The following is a 16,164-nucleotide window of genomic DNA, read 5'->3' as shown; positions in this document are numbered from 1 at the left end:
TCATGCATCGCTCCTGAGCGCAGAGAACTCGCATTTGACAATCGATATTGCACTGCAATACCAGACACCTCTCGGAGAGTCGGTAGCGGATGATCAAGAAGAAGCGAATTTTCTGGCTGGGCATGCACAAAGTGCTCTCGCAGACCGAACTTCCTCACCTGAGGGCCCTCGGTTACGAGGTGTTCAATCCGCCTTATCTGAGCGATATCTACGACCAATCCGCCGTCTACGATTGGGTCCCGCCAGACTCCAGTTTGCCGAAAGAGGCTCTGGATATCCTGGCAAGGACCAACTTCTTTTATGATGAGATTCCGCTGGAAGTAGCGGACGTTCTGAATGCATACTTCGATGCTGCCATCGTCACGATCAACACGCTCTGGCTGACACATTTCCTGAAAGCGTATCATGGGCGCGTCATCTATCGCACGTATGGCCAGCCCTACAGTCTGTCGGATGAACTGACCAATTTGGGAGCTCTGCCGCTTGTGACAGAGCGGAACGACTTTTGGTTCTTGCCGCACTCGGAAAAGGTGATCGATATAGAGGACGATTGGCTGCGATCACGCATGATGATCGTTCCCTACTGCCTCACGCAGGACGTCGTCGATCTACGAGATACGTGGGATATCGAGGCGTCGGTGCCGGAACTGGGATTGCTCTGCCCGAGGGCTGCAGACATTCCTTACTACACAAACAATTACCGCCACTTGAAGCACTATTTTCCCGCTAAGGGTTACAGGATTTTCGGCGCGCAGAACGTACCCGTCGACGACGAGCAGGTGATAGGCACAGCCGAGCGCTCCGACTTCCTCAGACTATTCGCTCAGATGCGCGGCTTTGCCTACCATTATGAAGAGCCGACCGTTTGCTATCTGCCGCCGATAGAGTTCATGACGCTTGGCGGTCCTGTGCTGTTTCAAAAGGGGTCTTTGCTTTGCCGGTATTTCCCCGCGATGGCACCTGGTAGAGCCAATAGCATTGAAGATTTGGTGAAGCGGTCGGAGCAGTTGCGGAAGGGTGACCGTGCCCTCTCGCACGAACTCATCGAAAGCCAGGCCGAGGTCCGGAAACTGTATCAGCCGGAATATGTGTGGCCCATATTCGACGAAGCCATAACAAAAGCGCTTGGCGATGCGGGGGCGAACCGAGCGCCTGAATTAATTTATACACCAACAGTAAAGATAGAGGCGCCAGCAGCCGAAACCGTTCTTGTAGCCTTCCATGGTTTTGGGCCGCTGGTGGTTCGGCATAATGGCGAATACCATTGTGCGGAGGGAATCGCGCGGGTTATTCGCCAAATCATCCGCGCCCTGGCTGACCTTGGCTTCAAGATCGTCGTCACAAGCCGCAGGGAAGACGTCGGTCGCATTCATGGCTTCCTCAAGTCAGCCGCCGGGCTTCTGAGGATCATGGTGGTTGAAGAAGAAGTTCTCGACGGTGGCGATGCCATGAAGGCGATCGGGCGCCTTCGCCGGATTGCGTCGATGCGCCCGTTCTCGGCCAACATCGATCATCTCAAGACGCTTTTTCGGACAAGAAATTTCAAGAGGTTGCCGCGCGCACTGGCGTCAACAGCGGCGGTCGCAGCTTTCAAGGCCTTGCGCAAGGCAGAACAACAGCTCGAGAATGCAAAAATTGCGAGCGGCACCATACCGCGCGCCAAATACGTTGATCTGATAAATGCAGATGCGAACATCGATCATGTTCTCATCTCGCACTACTACATGTTCCCCGAGCTTGCTCACTTAAGAAACAAGAACGTCGTTCTGTATCTTCCTGACTACATGCCCCATTTTTACAAAGGATCGGTGGAGATGGGCGCCACGCGGCAATCCGCAGTGATCGGCCGAAAGATGGTCGCCAAGGCGCGCCGCATTCTGACAAACTCCGCGTTCACGGCGTCTTATCTACCTAAGACCACGTTGGCCGCGCGAGCAGAAGACATCGTCCACGTCCCCTTGCCATTCCTGAATGACAACTCCCGAGGTGCAGTATCGCCTGGTCGGCTAGGAGCGTTGCCAAAGTACTATGTGTTTTATCCCACAAGAGACCGACCCTCCAAACGGCTGGCTGATTTCGCAAAGACCGTTGCGATCGTCAACGAGCGGCTGAAGGGGGCGGGAAGTAAGGATCAACTTGTCGGCCTTTTGACTACGCAGTTAAAGGGCAAATCGGCGGCCGGAGCAGAAGAGTATCTGGTTTCGCTTTCGGAACTGACGGACGCAGAACTTGGATATTTGTACAGGAACTCCCTGTGCCTGCTGTTCACATCTGAAATGGAGGGAAACTTCCCAACTCAGATAACTGAGGCACTACACTTGGACGTGCCAGTGGTCGCAACGAATATCCCACTCATTACTTTGGAATTAGGGGACGCTTCTGCATCCTTGGGCCTGGTTAATGTTGGCGACTGCGAGGGATTTGCGGACCGAGTGATGTCGATCCTCGAAGATCGTGCCGCAGCGGTAGCCCAGCAGAAAGATGCCAAGGACCTTTCGGCCCAGAAATTTGCCTATGAGACCTTCAAGTACGGATTGTCTGAACTGTTCAGGCGCTAGACTAGTTCCGTACACAGACGGGCCAACCGCTGATTTGATTCACCGTAGCCTTGCATGAGCAAAGCCAAGCGGTTAGGTGCCTTGGAGCCGGTGATGCGCCAGCGCTGCAAGCCAGCCTATTCGATCTTTCAGCCCCTATGGCATTCCTGGTCGGTCATCCAGCTCATTTCCGGAGAAACCATTGAAAGTCGGAATCGATGGCAGGAATCTGGGATCAGCCACCGATGGGATCGGCAGGTTCGTCCACAATTCGATCAAGGCGCTGACGGCGCTCGGCACCAAGGTGTTTGTCTATGCTCCAGGCAGGATCTGGGCGGGCTACGATATGCCGGACGGCGTTTCTATCCGCACCGGCGGATTCAATGGCGCGGTGTCGCGCATGGTCTGGGGCCAGACGGTGCTTCCCAGCCAAGCGCGGCGCGACGGGCTGGACATTTTCTGGGGGCCATCGCACCGCCTGCCCTTCCTGCTCGACAATCGCATCGGACGGGTCGTCACCATCCATGACCTCGTCTGGCTGCACGCGGCCCAGACCATGCGAACCCGCACATGGATGGGCGACCGCCTGATGATGAGGCCCGCATTGAAGGCCGCCGATCGCGTGGTGGCCGATTCGACGGCCATGGCGGCGGCGCTGGCGGCCGAGTTCCCCTGGCTGAAAGCGCCGGTCAGGACGGTTGCGCCGGGCACGACGGCCCTGCCGGCCCCGCTCGGTCTTTCGAGCCTGGAAGCCCTGGGCATCACCCGGCCCTACGCGCTCTTCGTCGGCACGCTGGAGCCCAGAAAGAACCTTCGCAGCCTGATAAAGGCTTACGGCCTGCTGCCTCCGGAGACGCGGTCGCGCTGCGACCTGGTCATCGTCGGCGGCAGGGGCTGGAAGCAGACGGGACTGGCCGACGAGGTGCGTGACGGCGGGCTCGAAACCAATGTCAGGTTCACCGGCTTCGTCGACGACGGCGTGCTCGCCACGCTCTATGCGAACTGCCTGTTTCTCGCCATGCCGTCGCTCTACGAGGGTTTCGGCTTTCCAATCGTCGAGGCACAGTCGTTCGGCAAGGCTGTGCTGACGTCGAAAACCTCATCCATGCCGGAAGTCGCCGGAGACGGCGCGATCCTTGTCGACCCGAGGGACCCGGCGGCGATCGCCCATGCGTTCGACCGGCTCTGCGCCGATGCCGAATTGCGCGAAAGGCTTGCTGCCGCGGCACGCCGGAATGCCCAGCGCTTCACCTGGGAAGACCATGCCAAAGGCATGCTGCAAATCTTTGAACAGGCCATCCGGCAAAGACGAAAGAGCGGCGTTTGAAAGTCCTGCACTTCTTCAAGACGTACTGGCCAGATTCCTTCGGCGGGGTGGAGCGGACGATACACGCCATTGCTCAAAGCACCGCGCGACATGGCATTGAAACCGAAGTGCTTTCGTTGAGCCGCACGCCGGAAGAAAGCAGCCAACGCATCGACGGCCACATGGCGCGGAAAGCCAGACTGGATTTCGAGCTGGCCTCGACCGGTTTTTCACGCGAGGCCTTTCGGCAATTCGGCGCGCTCGCCTGGAAAGCCGACCTGATCCACTACCATTTTCCCTGGCCGTTCATGGACATCGTGCATTTTCATGCCCGGCACGGCAAACCGAGCGTCGTCACCTACCACTCCGATATCGTCAAGCAGCGGCTGATCGTGCCCTTCTACAGGCCTCTGATGATGCGGTTCTTCCAGGATGTCGATACGGTCGTGGCGACATCGCCGGACTATCTGAGATCGAGCCCGGTGCTCAAGGCCTTCGAGGCCAAGGCGAAGGTCATTCCCATCGGCATCGATGAAGGCGCATATCCCGCGCCGAGCGAAGCCGACCACGCCTGGTGCCGGTCAGCGGTTGCAGAACCCTTCGTGCTGTTCGTGGGTGTCCTGCGCTACTACAAGGGGCTGGACGTGCTGATCCAGGCTGCCGGCCAGGTTCGCTGCAAGATCGTCATCGCCGGGTCCGGGCCTATCGAAGGCCAGCTCAGGCTTCAGGCCAAGAGGTTGCGCTGCGACAATGTCATCTTCCTCGGCGAGGTCGCCGAGCAGCGCAAGATGGCGCTGCTCCACAACTGCCTCGGCTTCGTTTTCCCCTCGAACCAGAGGTCTGAAGCCTACGGGCTTTCGCTGGTAGAGGCAGCTATGTGCGGCAAGCCGATGATCTCGTGCGAACTCGGAACGGGAACAAGCTACGTCAACGAAGCCGGCAAGACCGGGCTGGTCGTTCCGCCTTCGGACCCGGCAAGGCTTGCCGAAGCCATCAACCGGTTCATCGATTCGCCGGACGACGTGGCGAAATGGGGCCGGGCCGCGCGTGATCGCTACGCTCGTCTTTTCACTGCCGACCGGATGGGCAGATCTTACGCCGAGCTTTACCATCACCTCGACCGCCGTCGGCGCTGAAGGGGCGGGCTTCTGACCTCAACGCAACGGCCGCCCATTCCGCCGTCGCCTCGGCGCAACATGGGTGGTCGCACAAAAAAGCCGGCGGAGCGATCGCTCCGCCGGCCGCATTCAGCTTGCTGAAATCTCAGGGCCGCTTCGGCAGCAGCGCCCAGACGGCCGGTACGAGGCTGGCAGCCAGCGCCACCTTGATCAGGTCGCCGGCGATGAACGGCACGACGCCGAACTGCCACGACTTTTCCGGCCCGATCAGCGCCGCCAGCCAGGCGAAGCCCATCGCCATCATCACGATCTCGGCGACGAGCATCGCGCCAAACAGCTTGAAGGGATGGCGATCCCAGCCACGGTCGGCCGCCCAGCCGGCGATCGCCGCCATCACCACGAAGCCGGCGAGGTAGCCACCGGTAGAGCCCAGCATGTAGGCGATGCCGAGGCCCTTTTCCGGCGTGCCCTGGAACACCGGCAAGCCAAAAGCGCCTTCGGCGAGGTAGAGAATGAGCGTCGCGACGGCGAGGCGCATGCCGAAGGCCGAGGCGATCAGCAGCACGGCGAGCGTCTGCAGCGAGATGTCGACGGGGCCGAGCACCACCTTCGTCTTGGCCGACAGGGTGAGGAGCAGCGTTCCGGCAAGCGCCAGAAAGAGCTGGCTCGCGAACCGGGCCGCGCCCTGGTCGGGCAGAGCGAGAGAAACGAGCGGGCGCATCGTGGTTGCAGTTGCCATGGTCTTCCCCGTTGTGGCTGATTTGCTGGCTGTAAAGCGCGTCGCGGAGAAACGAATTCAGGCGACGCGCTATAAAATTTTGTCTTGATGCATGCCGTTGTCCCAAAACCGCTGCGCACTTTTGGGCGACATGCATTGATTTTCCTATATTGGCTTACGGGGGAAGCGGCAATCGTTTTGCCGCGCGAGCAGCAGGATCCGGCATGACGCTTGAATTCGACACACGCTTCGATCCTGCCTATGGTCAGGCGGTCACGGTCGCGCCGGGCGTCCGGCGCATCACCGCCCGAAACCCAAGCCCTTTCACCTTCCACGGCACCAACGGCTACCTCGTCGGCCGCGACACGCTGGCGGTGATCGATCCGGGGCCGGATGACGATCAGCATCTCGAAACACTGCTCGCGGCGATCGGCGGCAGGCCGGTCAGCCACATCTTCGTCAGCCATACCCACCGCGACCATTCGCCCCTGGCGGCGCGGCTGAAGGAGCGCACCGGCGCCCCCGTGCTTGCCGAAGGCCCGCACCGGCCGGCGCGGGCGCTGCGCATCGGCGAGGTGAACCCGCTCGATGCCAGCGCCGACCTGGGCTTCGTGCCCGATGTCGCGCTGGCCGACGGCAGCCTCACCCAGGGCGACGGCTGGGCGATACGAACCGTGCTGACGCCGGGTCATACCGCCAACCACGCGGCCTTTGCGCTCGAAGGGACCGGTATCCTGTTTTCGGCCGACCATGTGATGGCCTGGGCGACGTCCATCATCGCACCGCCCGATGGCGCGATGGCCGACTACATGAAATCGCTCGACAGGCTGATTGAGCGCGGCGACCGCCTGCTGCTGCCCGGCCATGGCGGGCCGGTGACCGCGCCGCGCAGCTTCATGCAAGGGCTGAAGACGCACCGCAAGATGCGCGAACGGGCGATCCTGGAACGCATCCGCAGCGGCGACCGGACGATCAAAGACATGGTCGCGGCGATCTATCGCGACACCGACCCGCGGCTGCACGGCGCTGCCGGCCTGTCGGTGCTTGCCCATCTCGAAGACCTGGTGGCGCGCGGTCTCGTCGCCACCGACGGCGATCCGGCGATCGACGGTGTTTTTCGCCCTGCCGGTTAGATCACTCGGCCGGCGCCGCGCCGACCTGGCCGGCGACTTCCTGGTCGAGCTCGCCGAGGAAATCGGTGATGCGGGCGGCATTGTCGCCCAAGTCATAACGCCCGTAGCGCGAGGCCGAGCGCATGTCGACGATGACTGAATCGCCGTCGTCGGTGACGCGGATGGCGACATCTGCCGGCAGCCCGAGCACGAAGCCCCGGGCGACCGCGTTGATCGTCGCCTCGCTCTGCCCGCTGATGTCGGGATAGGGTGCGGTCAGTTGCCAGTCCCGCCGGTCGAGCACGGTTTCGACCGCATCGACCACGGTTTCGAAGGGCAGGTTGTAGCTGCGCCCGGTGACCAGCGGATAGGCCTGCGCCTGCAGGCTCTGCTCTCCGGGCGTCGGCGGCGACAGCGCGTTCATGTCGCTTGTGCGGTCGCTGGTGTCGAGCACCGGCGGGTCGTCGAGGTCGGTCGAGATGTCGCGCAGCGGCGGATAGACGGTGGCCCAGTAGGCGGCGATGCCGAAAGGGGCAAGCACCAGCACCGCCAGCAGTGCGCCGACGCTGAGGTCTCGGCCGCCGCGATCGCCGAAATTCCATAGCCTCGACAGTGCAAGCCCGGCGAGCAGCAGCGCGAGAGCCGCAAGCAGCGCGACGATCGCCAGCACCCACAGGAAGGGCGGCGTGTCGACAAGGTCGAGCCGATAACCCGCAAGCGCGGTCAGCAGAAGGACGAGCGAGAATGCCCCGATCCGCCGCGACCAGGCGGCCGCCCTCGACGTCTGCCGCTCAGGAATTGTAGCCATCGTTTGCCGCATCACCCCAACCCGCGCCGACAGTTAGCGCAGTTCGGCGTTCGGTGGAATCGCTGATTGAACATTTCTCAGTCTGTCGGCAGCCGATACTCCTTGAATTGCTGGCGCAAGGCGGTCTTCTGGATCTTGCCCGTCGCGGTGTGGGGAATTTCGCTGACGAAGGCGACGTCGTCGGGCATCCACCATTTGGCGACCTTGCCGCTCATGAAGGCGAGGATGTCGCCCTTGCTCGGTTCCTTGCCCGGCTTGCGCACGACCACCAGCAGCGGCCGCTCGCCCCATTTGGAATGCGGCACGCCTATTGCCGCCGCCTCCGCCACATCGGGATGGCCGACGGCAAGGTTTTCGAGATCGATGGTGGATATCCACTCGCCGCCCGATTTGATGACATCCTTGGCGCGGTCGGTGATCTGCATATAGCCGCTGGCGTCGATATGGGCGACATCGCCGGTGTCGAACCAGCCGTCGGCGTCGAACTGCTCGGAGCCGACGCCGCCATAATAGGCGCGCGCGACGGCCGGGCCGCGAACTTTCAGGCGCCCGAAGGTCTTGCCGTCCCAGGGCAGCACGTTGTCCTCGTCGTCGGTCACCTTCATTTCGACGCCGAAAGGCGGATGGCCCTGCTTGCCCTGGATGTCGAGCCGGGCATCGCCCGTCAGCCCTTCATATTCCGGCTTCATAGTGCACAAGGTGCCGAGCGGCGACATTTCGGTCATGCCCCAGGCATGCACGACCTGAACCTCGTATTTGTCCTGGAATTTCGCAGTGATGGCGCGCGGACAGGACGACCCGCCGATGACGACTTTGTTGAGATAAGGCAATTTCTTGCCGGTCTCCTCAAGATATTGCAGCAGCATCATCCATACCGTCGGCACGGCGGCGCTGAAGGTGACCTTTTCTGTGTCGAGCAGTTCGTAGATGGACGAGCCGTCCATCCTGCAGCCGGGCATCACCAGCTTTGCGCCGATCATCGGCGCGCTCTGGCCAAGACCCCAGGCATTGGCGTGGAACATCGGCACCACCGGGAGAATCACGTCCCGCGCCGATAAGCCCATGGCGTCCGGCATGGCGGCGATCATGGCGTGAAGGACGTTCGAGCGATGGCTGTAGACGACGCCTTTCGGGTCGCCTGTCGTGCCGGAAGTGTAGCACATGCCGGCGGCGGTGTTCTCGTCGAAGCTCTTCCAGGCGAAAGCGCCGTCGGCCTCGGCAAGCCATTCCTCATAGGCAACAGCATTCGGCAACGAGGTTTGCGGCATATGCGCCCGATCGGTCAGCACGATCACCTGTCTGAGCGAGCCGACCCCGTGGGCGATCTTTTCCAGCAGCGGCACGAAGGTCAGGTCGACGAAGATCGCCTTGTCCCCGGCGTCGTTCATGATCCAGGCAATCTGTTCGGGGAAGAGACGCGGATTGAGCGTGTGGTAAATCGCGCCGATGCCCATGATGCCGTACCAGGCCTCGAGGTGGCGGGCCGTGTTCCAGGCAAGCGTGGCGATGCGGTCGCCGAGCCCGAAGCCGTCCCGCTCCAGACGCTGCGCCACTTTGAGCGCCCGATGACGGATGTCGGCAAAGGTCGTGCGCACGATCGGGCCTTCGATCGAACGCGATACGATCTCGCGCCCGCCGTGCTGGCGTTCGGCGTGATCGATCAGCTTGTGGCAGAGCAGCGGCCATTCCTGCATCAGTCCGAGCATCTCGGCTCCTCCCCTTTTTGCGCTTTCGCGTCATTGTTTCACGCATTGTGGAATGATCCGGCGGATTGTCCAGCCACCATAAGTCCAAGGCGGTGGATGGACCGAACAAGCCGTGAAACCCGCCATAATCCGGCCATCGTCGGCGTTAAGTTTCATTAACGGGCTGGGTGAGATTGGCGAATGGAGAAATTCGCATGGACGCGCAGCTCGACGATAAGGTCCTCGAAAGCACGCTTGCCGAAAGTCTGGACGATCTGACGCCGGACTCCAAAACCGTTTCCGACGACGAGTTTGCCGAAGTCGTCGGCGGCGCACTGGAGGCCGTCGGCGGAACGTTGCTGTTCAAGATGTGCGTCGAGAACGACGGCGAAGGCCAGCATGTCGCCGCCGCATGCGTCGGCGATGGCGGCAGCCGCCAGTTCCTGCTGCTGACGCTGCCGACCTCGGGCGGCGCGCTGAAGGTCGAGACAGCGGCAAGAAGCACCAACCCGGTCGCTGGCATCGCCGCCGCCTATGCCGGCCTCATGGATGCCTTCAAGACCGCCGCCTGACCGTCAGCATCGGTTGGAAGAAAATTCCACTTTGACGCGGCCTCGCGCAACTGTGCAACCTTGTGCGAGGCTCCTCCCCGACACACCTTGTGGCGGAGAAGGAGAACCGTCATGGACAAGCTCGCCAACCCCGCCCCCGGCTTTCAGCGCAACCCAGACAAGGTGATCACGGTCGAACCCTATCGCGGCAGCGTCACGGTGCGCGCCGGCGACACAGTCATTGCCAGGTCGAACCGGGCGCGGTTGCTCTCGGAGCCGCCCTACCCGGCGGTTTTCTACATCCCCTTCGACGACATCGATTTCAGCCAGCTCGCCAGGACCGAGCATTCGACGCATTGTCCCTACAAGGGCGATGCGAGCTATTGGAGTGTCCTGCCGGCCGGCGAAAGCGGCAAGGACGCGATGTGGGCCTATGAGCAGCCCTTCGACGAAATGACCGAGATCCGCGATCACGGCGCGTTCTACACGAACAAGGTGACGGTAGAGACTAAGCCGGACTGAGAAATTTCGAACCGACGCCCGAATGCAGCGATCAGTCGGTGGTGCTGTCGTTACCCAAGTCCTCGGCATCTTCCAGGCGGACGAAGGTCATGCCCTTCTGCTTCAGGGCCAGCAGGCCCTGGACGACGCCCTCGCCCGCCGCATGGGTCGGCTGGTTGATGTGAGCAATGATGACGTCGCCATCCTTGGCAGCGGCGATGCGCCGGGCGGTTTGCTTGGCGCCGAGCAGCGAGCCGCCGTCGCCGTTGACGGAAAAGCCGGCGATCTTGAAGCCCAGCTTGCGGATCATGGCGATCGCTGACGGGCTGTACTCGGCAGTGGCGCCACGAAACCATTTCGGCGCTGGGCCGCCGGCGCTCGCAAGCGCCGCGGCGCCGGATTCGACCTCGGCCTGAACGGCATCGGGACTGCCGGCGCTGCTGATGCCGTAGATCTTGCGTGGCGTGTCGACCGCCGGAATGTGGCGGCCGCCGTGATTTTCCAGCTCGAACAGATCCGGATGCGCGCGCATGATCTCGACAGCGGCGGCGTTGCGCTTCAGCCAGATGCCGGTGACGAAGATGGTCGCCGGAATCCTGTTTTCGACCAGCGCCGAAAGAATGCGCGCATCGGTCTTCCCGCCGCAGGCGTCCAGCGTGAGCGCTACGCGCCCGCCGCCGCCCTGCGGTTTCAGATGCAATGTCGGCTCGACCAGCGTGGCGGCATTGCCGGCCGAGACCGCCACGAGCGACAGCGCGAGCGCGTAAAGAGATTTTTGAAGCAAATCCGTCATTCTTCCCAAGCCCGGCATGCCCTGCCGTTCAACCGCAAGACAGCGTCAACAAGACCCGCATCTAGGCGAAAATCGGGACGGTTCGCATCCGAAAAAGCAGCCGCGCGGCAATTTGCGTGGACCGGTTGTTCTCGTGCATGTCGTCATGCGCTGAGCAATTCCAGGAAAAGTGTGTAACGGTTTTCCGTCCGGAATTGCGTAAAAACAAAGGGATGGAGCGGTTCGGCGTTTCCGTGAAACGGTGAACCTCTCTAGACAGCGTGATCCAGCGCCACCACGGTCCGCGCCAGAAGTTCCCGCACCGCCTCGACCACGGCATCCACTTCCAGGCGCCAGACACAACATGCCTTGCTCGGATCGGTCCGGCGGCACAGGTCGCCGCCGACGCAATCGCAAGGCATGGACGGCCGCAGCGAGATGCTGGGTACGCCGACAGGTCCCCACTGGGTCGGGCTGGTCAGGCCGAACAGCCCGACGACGGGCGTGCCGGCCGCCGCCGCCATATGCATCGGGCCGCTCTCATTGCCGACGAACAGCCTGGCCTCCTTGAGCAGCGCCAGCAGTGTTTCGAGCGAGAGCGCGCCGACCAGATTGACGACCGGTGTTTTCGCGGCCGCCATGATCCTGTCCCTCGCCTCGCTCTCCTCGGGGCCGCCGACCAGAACGACGTCCAGGCCTGTTTCGGCCGATATCCGGTCGATCGCGGCGGTAAAGCGCTCGGGCTGCCAGCGGCGCCCGGGGAAGCTTGCCCCGGCATGCACCGCCAGGAAGCCGTGGGGCCGCAGACGATATTTGCCCAGCAAGGCGAGGGCCCGCGACGTTTCGAAGGGCAGCGGGCGAATGGCCGGCGCCCTGACGCGCAGGTTCACCCCAAGCGCCTCGAGCGGAGAAAGATATCGGTAGAGATAATGCCGTTCGCCGAAGGCGAAGGGCTTCATCCTGACATTGGCGGGCTGGCGCTCGTACCAGCGCATCGGCCGCTCGGTCGGATGATAGCCCAGCCGGATCGGGGCATCGATCAGGCCCGAAAGGATCCGCGAGGTCTTCGAGTCGGTTATGTCGATGATCATGTCGAAGCGCTGTTGCCGCAACTCGCGCACCATCTGGAGCAATTCGCGTCCGCGCTGCAGCGGCGTGCCGCGCATCATGGCACGGCGGAAGGTAACGACTTCGGACGCGATGCCGTGCTCGGTGAGGAAGCCGCCGAAGCGAGCCTCGCAGAGAAAGACGATCCTGGCCTCTGGATATTCCAGCTGCAGGTTTTTCGCCAATGTGGAGGCAAGCACGATGTCGCCGACGAACTTGGCCTGCAGGATCAGGATCGATCGGAAAGCGGTGGGCGAAATCTGCAGCATCTGTTTCTCGCACCGAGGAACTCGGAACCAGAAACTGCTCGGCAACGATGTCGAGATTCGGAATCGTCACGCGCACGTTCACGTGAGTTTCCATACAAAACCGTAAGGTGCCGGCGCGCCCGTCAGGCGCGCTTTGCCTTGCCCTTCGCGGCCTGCACGGCCGCCTGCGCGGCGGCCAGCCGTGCGATCGGCACGCGGTAGGGCGAGCACGACACATAGTCGAGGCCGACCTCCTCGCAAAAGCGGATCGAGGCCGGGTCGCCGCCATGTTCGCCGCAGATGCCGAGCTTGATCTGCGGCCGCGTCGCCTTGCCCTTTTCCGCCGCGATGCGCACCAGCTCGCCGACGCCGTCGACGTCGAGCGACACGAACGGATCCTGCTCGATGATGCCCTTCTGCCGGTAGGTTTCGAGGAAGGAGGCCGCGTCGTCGCGCGAGATGCCGAAAGTCGTCTGGGTCAGGTCGTTGGTGCCGAAGGAGAAGAATTCGGCAGCCTCGGCAATGACATGGGCGCGGATGGCCGCGCGCGGGAGCTCAATCATGGTGCCTGTCAGATAGTCGATCTTGGTGCCGGTCTCCTGCATGACGCTTTGCGCAACCGCATCGATACGCGCCTTGACGTATTGCAGCTCCTTCACCAGGCCGACCAGCGGCACCATGATTTCGGGCACCACCAGGGCGCCGGCCTTGCGGCCTGCCTCGACCGCCGCCTCGAAGATGGCGCGCGCCTGCATCTCGGCGATCTCCGGATAGGAGACGGCAAGCCGGCAGCCGCGATGCCCGAGCATCGGGTTGAACTCGTGCAGCGCCTCGGTGCGCTGCCTGAGCTTGTCTGCCGACACGTTCATCGCAGCCGCGACCTCGGCCAACTCAGCCTCGGTCTTGGGCAGGAATTCATGCAGCGGCGGATCGAGCAGGCGGATCGTCACCGGCAGCCCGGCCATGATCTCGAACAGCTCGAGGAAATCCGAGCGCTGCATCGGCAACAGCTTGGCGAGCGCTGCGCGCCTGTCCTTCTCGGTGTCGGCCAGGATCATCTCGCGCATGGCGACGATACGGTCGCCGTCGAAGAACATGTGCTCGGTGCGGCAAAGGCCGATGCCTTCGGCGCCGAAGGAGCGCGCCATGCGCGCGTCGAGCGGCGTTTCGGCATTGGTGCGCACCTTCATGCGGCGCGCGGCGTCGGCCCATTCCATGATGGCGGCGAAGTCGCCCGAAAGCTCGGGCTGCAGCATGGCGACGGCACCTTTCAGCACCTGGCCGTTGCCGCCGTCGATGGTGATGATGTCGCCCTTGCGGAAGGTCTGGCCCATCGAGATCAGCGTGCCGGCTTTGTAGTCGACCCGCAGCGAGCCGGCGCCCGAGACGCAGGGCTTGCCCATGCCGCGCGCCACCACCGCCGCATGGCTGGTCATGCCGCCGCGCGTGGTGAGGATGCCCTCCGCCGCATGCATGCCGTGGATATCCTCGGGGCTGGTCTCGATGCGCACCAGGATCGCCTTGCGCCCTTGCGCCTTGGCGTCCTCGGCATCGCCGGACGAGAACACGATCTCGCCTGTGGCGGCGCCCGGCGAAGCCGGCAGGCCCATGCCGATGACATCGCGCGCGGCCTTCGGATCGATGGTCGGGTGCAGGAGCTGGTCGAGCGAGGCGGGATCGATGCGGGCGACCGCTTCCTCCTTGGTGATCAGCCCGTCCTTCGCCATCTCGACCGCGATCTTCAGCGCCGCCTTGGCGGTGCGCTTGCCGGAGCGGGTCTGCAGCATCCACAATTTGCCGCGCTCGATGGTGAATTCGAGGTCCTGCATGTCGCGGTAGTGCTTTTCCAGCCGGTCGGAAATGTCGACGAAAGCCTGGAAAGCCTCCGGCATCAGCTTCTGCAGCGACGGCTTGTCGGAGCCGGCGGCGATGCGCGCCGCCTCGGTGATGTTCTGCGGCGTGCGGATGCCGGCCACCACGTCCTCGCCCTGCGCGTTGACGAGGAATTCGCCGTAGAGCTGCTTCTCGCCGGTCGAAGGGTTGCGGGTGAAGGCGACGCCGGTGGCGGAGGTGTCGCCCATATTGCCGAACACCATGGCCTGGACATTGACCGCCGTGCCCCAGCTTTCCGGGATATCGTGCAGGCGCCGATAGGTGATGGCGCGGTTGTTCATCCAGCTCGAAAACACCGCGCCGATGGCGCCCCAGAGCTGCTCGCGCGGGTCCTGCGGGAACGGCTCGCCAAGCTCCTCCTCGACCTTGGCTTTGTAGAGCCCGATCACGTCCTGCCATTCCCCGGCCGAAAGCCCGGTGTCGAGCTCATGGCCGAGGCTCGCCTTCTGGTCCTCGAGGATTTCCTCGAACACCTCATGGTCGAGACCCATGACGACGTCGGAATACATCTGGATGAAGCGGCGGTAGCTGTCATAGGCAAAGCGGGCATCGCCGGAATCGGCGGCAAGCGCCTCGACCGTCTCGTCGTTGAGGCCGAGATTGAGGACGGTATCCATCATGCCGGGCATCGAGGCGCGAGCGCCGGAGCGGACCGAGACCAAAAGCAGCTTCGACGGGTCGCCGAAACGGCGGCCGGTGAGCCTGCCGATATGCTCGAGCGCGGACAGGACATCCGCTTCAAGTGCTGCCGGATAGGTGCGGCCGTTGGCGTAGTAGGCGTTGCAGACATCGGTGGTGATGGTGAAGCCCGGCGGCACCGGCAGGCCGAGGCTGCACATCTCGGCCAGGTTGGCGCCCTTGCCGCCGAGAAGGTTGCGGTCTCCGGCACGGCCTTCCGCGGCGCCGTCGCCGAAGGTGTAAACCCACTTGGTCATGCTCGCCCTCCAGGTCCTTGGAAGATAGACAACACCCGGACAAAGGCCCGGTTCCCCGCCCTACCGATCCGAGCGATAGGATGCTGCAGTGCGAAAGGCAAGGCGTCGTGAAAGCAAGTCAGGCAACTACAATCGATTAAGCAAAAGCTGCGTCAAAAGGACTTGCCGGTCGGCGGCCTCGCGATGTAGAACGTATCAAGAACAAAGCTGGAGTAGAGTGATGAAACTCAACGGAAAACTCGACTATCTGGAACTGCCGGCCACCGGCGGCACGCTGGACAGCGTCAAGTCTTTCTACAGCGCGGCGTTTTCCTGGTCGTTCACCGACTACGGGCCGACCTATTCCGCTTTTGCCGAAGGGCTCGACGGCGGCTTCCAGGCCGATGCCGGCGAGGCGCCGGCCAAACCGCTGCCCGTGCTCTATTCCGAAAATCTGGAGGAGACGCTTGAAGCGGTTGAGAATGCCGGAGGCAGCATCGTCAAGCCGATCTTTTCCTTCCCCGGCGGCAGGCGGTTTCATTTCACCGACCCGGCCGGCAACGAGCTGGCCGTGTGGGGCGAATAGCCCGCAATTCCGGCCGCCGGATTTGATCTTCCCCTTTGGACTACGCCAAAACGCGGCGGCAATCCGCCGACGCAGACATGCGGCAAGATTACCTTGGATGCTGGCGGTCCAAGCATTGAGCTTTCCACCGGCTCGTCCTATAAGGCCGCGCGCAGCGGGCACCGCCCGGCTGCTGGGGCGTCGCCAAGTGGTAAGGCATCGGTTTTTGGTACCGACATTCCCAGGTTCGAATCCTGGCGCCCCAGCCAAGCAATTTCGGGTCCATTCTGGACACATAGGTTACGGTTCATACCGGAGACATGGGTAAC

At 62.7% G+C, this 16,164-nt stretch carries 13 protein-coding genes and 1 tRNA gene; 8 read left to right on the top strand and 6 right to left on the bottom strand.

From position 1 onward, the window contains the following. Positions 1 to 89: 89 nt before the first annotated feature. From AU465_RS03435 to AU465_RS03425, 3 genes are all read left to right on the top strand, one after another. The gene (locus AU465_RS03435) at positions 90 to 2,558 is read left to right on the top strand and encodes a glycosyltransferase (RefSeq protein ID WP_192244049.1); all 2,469 of its coding nucleotides are present in this window, start codon (positions 90 to 92) and stop codon (positions 2,556 to 2,558) included. 181 nt (positions 2,559 to 2,739) lie between these two features. Further along, positions 2,740 to 3,864: a glycosyltransferase family 4 protein gene (locus tag AU465_RS03430; protein WP_192244047.1), complete on the top strand. Its 1,125-nt coding sequence runs from the start codon at positions 2,740 to 2,742 to the stop codon at positions 3,862 to 3,864. Beyond that, positions 3,861 to 4,979, top strand: a complete 1,119-nt coding sequence (locus AU465_RS03425; RefSeq protein WP_192244045.1) for a glycosyltransferase — start codon at positions 3,861 to 3,863, stop codon at positions 4,977 to 4,979. The genes AU465_RS03430 and AU465_RS03425 overlap by 4 nt, the downstream gene beginning before the upstream one ends. A 127-nt stretch (positions 4,980 to 5,106) precedes the next feature. On the opposite strand, the gene AU465_RS03420 is transcribed toward AU465_RS03425, so the two are convergent. Then, positions 5,107 to 5,700 (bottom strand): biotin transporter BioY, encoded by a 594-nt coding sequence (locus tag AU465_RS03420; protein ID WP_192244043.1) that lies wholly within the window; start codon positions 5,698 to 5,700, stop codon positions 5,107 to 5,109. A gap of 203 nt (positions 5,701 to 5,903) precedes the next feature. On the opposite strand from AU465_RS03420, the gene AU465_RS03415 reads away from it, so the two are divergent. Next, positions 5,904 to 6,812 (top strand): MBL fold metallo-hydrolase, encoded by a 909-nt coding sequence (locus AU465_RS03415; RefSeq protein ID WP_192244041.1) that lies wholly within the window; start codon positions 5,904 to 5,906, stop codon positions 6,810 to 6,812. Between the two features lies 1 nt (position 6,813). On the opposite strand, the gene AU465_RS03410 is transcribed toward AU465_RS03415, so the two are convergent. Together AU465_RS03410 and AU465_RS03405 are read right to left on the bottom strand one after the other, a co-directional pair. Continuing rightward, on the bottom strand, positions 6,814 to 7,599 hold the full coding sequence (locus AU465_RS03410; protein ID WP_192244039.1) for a DUF1499 domain-containing protein: 786 nt from the start codon (positions 7,597 to 7,599) through the stop codon (positions 6,814 to 6,816). 77 nt (positions 7,600 to 7,676) lie between these two features. Next, on the bottom strand, positions 7,677 to 9,305 hold the full coding sequence (locus AU465_RS03405) for a fatty-acid--CoA ligase (RefSeq protein WP_192244037.1): 1,629 nt from the start codon (positions 9,303 to 9,305) through the stop codon (positions 7,677 to 7,679). Between the two features lie 194 nt (positions 9,306 to 9,499). Here AU465_RS03405 and AU465_RS03400 point away from each other — a divergent pair, with 194 nt between their 5' ends. Beyond that, on the top strand, positions 9,500 to 9,856 hold the full coding sequence (locus AU465_RS03400) for a hypothetical protein (protein ID WP_192244035.1): 357 nt from the start codon (positions 9,500 to 9,502) through the stop codon (positions 9,854 to 9,856). Positions 9,857 to 9,967: 111 nt separating this feature from the next. Further along, a complete protein-coding gene (locus AU465_RS03395; RefSeq protein WP_192244033.1) occupies positions 9,968 to 10,357 on the top strand; it encodes a DUF427 domain-containing protein in 390 nt (129 codons plus the stop codon). A gap of 31 nt (positions 10,358 to 10,388) precedes the next feature. On the opposite strand, the gene AU465_RS03390 is transcribed toward AU465_RS03395, so the two are convergent. The 3 genes from AU465_RS03390 to ppdK all read right to left on the bottom strand — a co-directional run bounded on the left by AU465_RS03390 (position 10,389) and on the right by ppdK (position 15,291). Next, complete coding sequence (locus tag AU465_RS03390; RefSeq protein ID WP_192244031.1) at positions 10,389 to 11,129, bottom strand: polysaccharide deacetylase family protein; 741 nt, start codon at positions 11,127 to 11,129, stop codon at positions 10,389 to 10,391. 251 nt (positions 11,130 to 11,380) lie between these two features. Beyond that, the gene (locus AU465_RS03385) at positions 11,381 to 12,484 is read right to left on the bottom strand and encodes a glycosyltransferase family 9 protein (RefSeq protein WP_192244029.1); all 1,104 of its coding nucleotides are present in this window, start codon (positions 12,482 to 12,484) and stop codon (positions 11,381 to 11,383) included. Positions 12,485 to 12,606: 122 nt separating this feature from the next. Further along, positions 12,607 to 15,291, bottom strand: coding sequence for a pyruvate, phosphate dikinase (gene ppdK / locus AU465_RS03380; RefSeq protein ID WP_192244027.1), 2,685 nt, complete (start codon positions 15,289 to 15,291; stop codon positions 12,607 to 12,609). A 220-nt stretch (positions 15,292 to 15,511) separates the two neighbouring features. Between ppdK and AU465_RS03375 the strand changes: the two genes are divergently transcribed. Both AU465_RS03375 and AU465_RS03370 read left to right on the top strand, forming a co-directional pair. Continuing rightward, entirely contained in the window at positions 15,512 to 15,856 is a 345-nt protein-coding gene (locus AU465_RS03375; RefSeq protein WP_192244025.1) for a VOC family protein, read from the top strand. Between the two features lie 173 nt (positions 15,857 to 16,029). Continuing rightward, a tRNA-Gln gene (locus AU465_RS03370) sits at positions 16,030 to 16,104 on the top strand. Positions 16,105 to 16,164 lie beyond the last annotated feature (60 nt).

This window comes from Mesorhizobium silamurunense (genome assembly GCF_014843905.1).
GTDB lineage: Bacteria > Pseudomonadota > Alphaproteobacteria > Rhizobiales > Rhizobiaceae > Mesorhizobium > Mesorhizobium silamurunense.
This window is presented reverse-complemented; position numbering and strand designations above follow the sequence as displayed.

What these genes read in the sequence shown, in the direction of transcription:
- AU465_RS03435 (WP_192244049.1), top strand. Translation starts at nt 90, where the DNA reads ATGATCAAGAAGAAGCGAATTTTCTGGCTGGGCATGCACAAAGTGCTC.
- AU465_RS03420 (WP_192244043.1), bottom strand. Translation starts at nt 5,700, where the DNA reads ATGGCAACTGCAACCACGATGCGCCCGCTCGTTTCTCTCGCTCTGCCC.
- AU465_RS03415 (WP_192244041.1), top strand. Translation starts at nt 5,904, where the DNA reads ATGACGCTTGAATTCGACACACGCTTCGATCCTGCCTATGGTCAGGCG.
- AU465_RS03410 (WP_192244039.1), bottom strand. Translation starts at nt 7,599, where the DNA reads ATGGCTACAATTCCTGAGCGGCAGACGTCGAGGGCGGCCGCCTGGTCG.
- AU465_RS03405 (WP_192244037.1), bottom strand. Translation starts at nt 9,305, where the DNA reads ATGCTCGGACTGATGCAGGAATGGCCGCTGCTCTGCCACAAGCTGATC.
- AU465_RS03400 (WP_192244035.1), top strand. Translation starts at nt 9,500, where the DNA reads ATGGACGCGCAGCTCGACGATAAGGTCCTCGAAAGCACGCTTGCCGAA.
- AU465_RS03395 (WP_192244033.1), top strand. Translation starts at nt 9,968, where the DNA reads ATGGACAAGCTCGCCAACCCCGCCCCCGGCTTTCAGCGCAACCCAGAC.
- AU465_RS03390 (WP_192244031.1), bottom strand. Translation starts at nt 11,129, where the DNA reads ATGACGGATTTGCTTCAAAAATCTCTTTACGCGCTCGCGCTGTCGCTC.
- AU465_RS03385 (WP_192244029.1), bottom strand. Translation starts at nt 12,484, where the DNA reads ATGCTGCAGATTTCGCCCACCGCTTTCCGATCGATCCTGATCCTGCAG.
- ppdK (WP_192244027.1), bottom strand. Translation starts at nt 15,291, where the DNA reads ATGACCAAGTGGGTTTACACCTTCGGCGACGGCGCCGCGGAAGGCCGT.
- AU465_RS03375 (WP_192244025.1), top strand. Translation starts at nt 15,512, where the DNA reads ATGAAACTCAACGGAAAACTCGACTATCTGGAACTGCCGGCCACCGGC.